This window comes from Streptomyces zhaozhouensis (genome assembly GCF_900230195.1).
Lineage (GTDB): Bacteria > Actinomycetota > Actinomycetes > Streptomycetales > Streptomycetaceae > Streptomyces > Streptomyces zhaozhouensis.
On record NZ_OCNE01000055.1, the window covers coordinates 1 to 2,654 of the forward strand.

Below are 2,654 nucleotides of genomic sequence, written 5' to 3' on the forward strand. Positions count from 1 at the left end.
AATGTGGGGCATTCGTTGGCGGGTTCGGGTGTGGTGAGTCTGATCTCGTTGGTGCAGGGGATGCGGAAGCGGACCATTCCGGCGAGCATTCACTGTGACGAGGTGAACGACTACATTCGTTGGGATGATTCCCCGTTCTATGTGAACCGGGAGACCCGGGAGTGGCCCGAGCCCGAGGACGGTCGGCTGGTAGGCGCCGTCAGCGCCTTCGGGATGAGCGGCACCAACGCGCACATCGTCGTCGAGAGCCATGACACCGAGGCCGAGGCCCCGGCCCGCGCCGCGGAGTGGCCGGACCGGCCCGCCCATCTGCTCGCGCTCTCCGCGACCAGCCAGCAGGCGTTGGAGCGGCGGATCACCGATCTGATCGACTATCTCGCCGAGCGCCCGTCCCTCACCGGCCGGCACCTGTCCGCGATCAGCGTCGAACTCCTCGACGGCAGGCAGCACTTCTCCCACCGCTGCGCCGTGGTGGTGCGCGACCGGGAGGACGCCCTCGACGTCCTCCGTGAGGCGCGGGCGGGGGAGTCCCACCCGAACGTCTTCACCGGCACCGTGGAGCGCGGCTTCACGCCACGCGCCGCCATTCAGCGACTCGTCGGCGAACTGGCCGGACAGGCCGCCGCCGCGATCGATGAGTCCGCGCAGTACCGCGACCATCTCCAGGCCCAGGCCGACCTCTACTGCCAGGGCTACGGCGTGCCGAGCGGCGGCCGCGCGGCGGTCGTGCCGGCACTGCGGCTGCCCGGCTACCCGTTCGCCGCCGACGCGTACCGGCCGGAGCCGGGCACGGGTGGCGCGGCCCTGGCCATCGGCGTTCCGGCGGCCGCGGGCGGTGGTGCCCGGGGCGGGGCGGCGCTGCATCCGCTGGTGCATCGGAACGCCTCGGACGTGGGCGGTCTGCGGTTCGTCACCGAGTTCTCCGGCCGGGAGTCCTTTGTCACCGGCGGCGTCCTGGTGGCGGACGCCCTGTTGGAGATGGTGCGCGCCTCGGTGGCGCTCTCCGTGGGCGGCTCGTCCCCGACGGACGGGGGCGGGGTCGAACTGCGCGACGTGGTGTGGCACGAGGGCGTGCCGGCCGCCGGCGGTGCCGTGGAAGTGGGGCTGCTGGGCCAGGCCGGTGGCCGCCTGAGCTGGGAGGTCCTCTCCGGGGACCCGAACGACCCCGAGCTGGAGTTCGTCCACGGCGTGGGCGGTGCCCGCCGGGTGGACGCGTCGACGCGGGTGGTCGACCTGGACGCGATGGCCGAGCTCTGCGCCGAGCCGGTCGAGGTCGCTGGGGAGCAGCGGCGCGTCGCCGCCGTTCACGCGGGCGAGTCGGGCCGTCGGGTGCTGGTGCGGCTGGAGCCGGGACGGTCGACGGTCGGGGGCGACGTGGTGCTCCAGCCGGGCGACGCGCTGGCGGCGCTGGAGGCGGTGGCGGAGGCGAACGGCCGCCGGCTCGCCTCGGCTTCGTTGCTGGGCGCCCGGCGGTCGACGTTCGCCGCGCGCGGCGGCGTGACCTCGTCCGTGGTGGCCACGGTCACCGAGGTGGGCAACGGACGGGTGGTCGTGGACCTCGACGGCTGCGACGCCTCGGGTGGCGTGCTCTGGTCCCTCCAGGGGGTCGAGTACGGCGAGTCGGTCGAACGGGGAGACGTCTCCACGGACGGGGAGTCGGAGGAGCCGGCCGAGGTCGCGGTGGTCGGTCCCGGGCGGCGCGGTGAGATGCGCGGCTGGTCGGTCGAGGAGTGTGCCCTGTGGGAGCTTCAGGACGCGGTGTGCACGGTGCTGAAGTTGCCCCGGGAGAACGTCGATCCGGCGGAGAATCTCGCCGAGTTCGGTTTTGACTCGATCAATCTGGCGACGTTCGCCGAGGAGCTTTCGGGGCGTTTCGGTTTCGAGGTGACGCCGGATGTCTTCTTCGGCTATCCGACGTTGCGGCGGTTGACCGGGTATCTGCTGGAGGCGCGGGGCGACGAGTTGGCCGCGTTCTACCGGGACGCCGACGTGGTGGCCGCCTCGCCGGTCCTGGTGCCCGCGATGGTCTCCTCGGGGGTGCGCCGCAGGGGTTCGCGTCGGGTGGGTGGCATCCGTGGTGGGGATGAGCCGGTGGCGGTGGTGGGGATGAGTGGGCGTTTCCCGGGTGTGCGGGATGTCGAGGGTCTGTGGTCGGTGTTGGCCGAGGGCCGGTCGGTGATCGGTGGGGTTCCGGCCGATCGGGTGGAGTGGTGGCGTGCGGGTGGTTCGGGTGAGGAGGGGGTGCGGGCTGGTTTTGTTCCTGGTGTGGCGGAGTTTGATCCGTTGTTCTTCCAGATCTCGCCGGCCGAGGCGGAGACGATGGATCCGCGGCAGCGGTTGTTGTTGCAGGAGTCGTGGAACGCGTTGGAGGACGCGGGCTATGGCGAACGGCGGCTGAACGGTGAGCGCGTCGGGGTGTTCGTCGGCGCGGAGGAGGGTGACTACCAGCATGTGGTCGGTGAGGAGGGGAATGTCACCGGCAGCAGCAATTCCATTCTGGCGTCCCGTCTGGCGTATTTCCTGAACTTCGACGGTCCTGGGATGCTGATCAGCACGGCCTGTTCTTCTGGTTTGGTGGCGGTGCATCAGGCGTGTCAGAGTCTTCAGGCGGGTGAGTGTGATGTGGCGGTGGTGGCCGGTGTCAATTTGATGCT

The 2,654-nt window shown here is 70.9% G+C and carries 1 protein-coding gene; it reads left to right on the plus strand.

Annotated features, from left to right (window positions below; all coding sequences use genetic code 11):
* Nucleotides 1-102: 102 nt before the first annotated feature.
* The coding region (locus CRP51_RS30210; RefSeq protein ID WP_245880857.1) for a beta-ketoacyl synthase N-terminal-like domain-containing protein at nucleotides 103-2,654 on the plus strand (2,552 nt) is incomplete at its 3' end.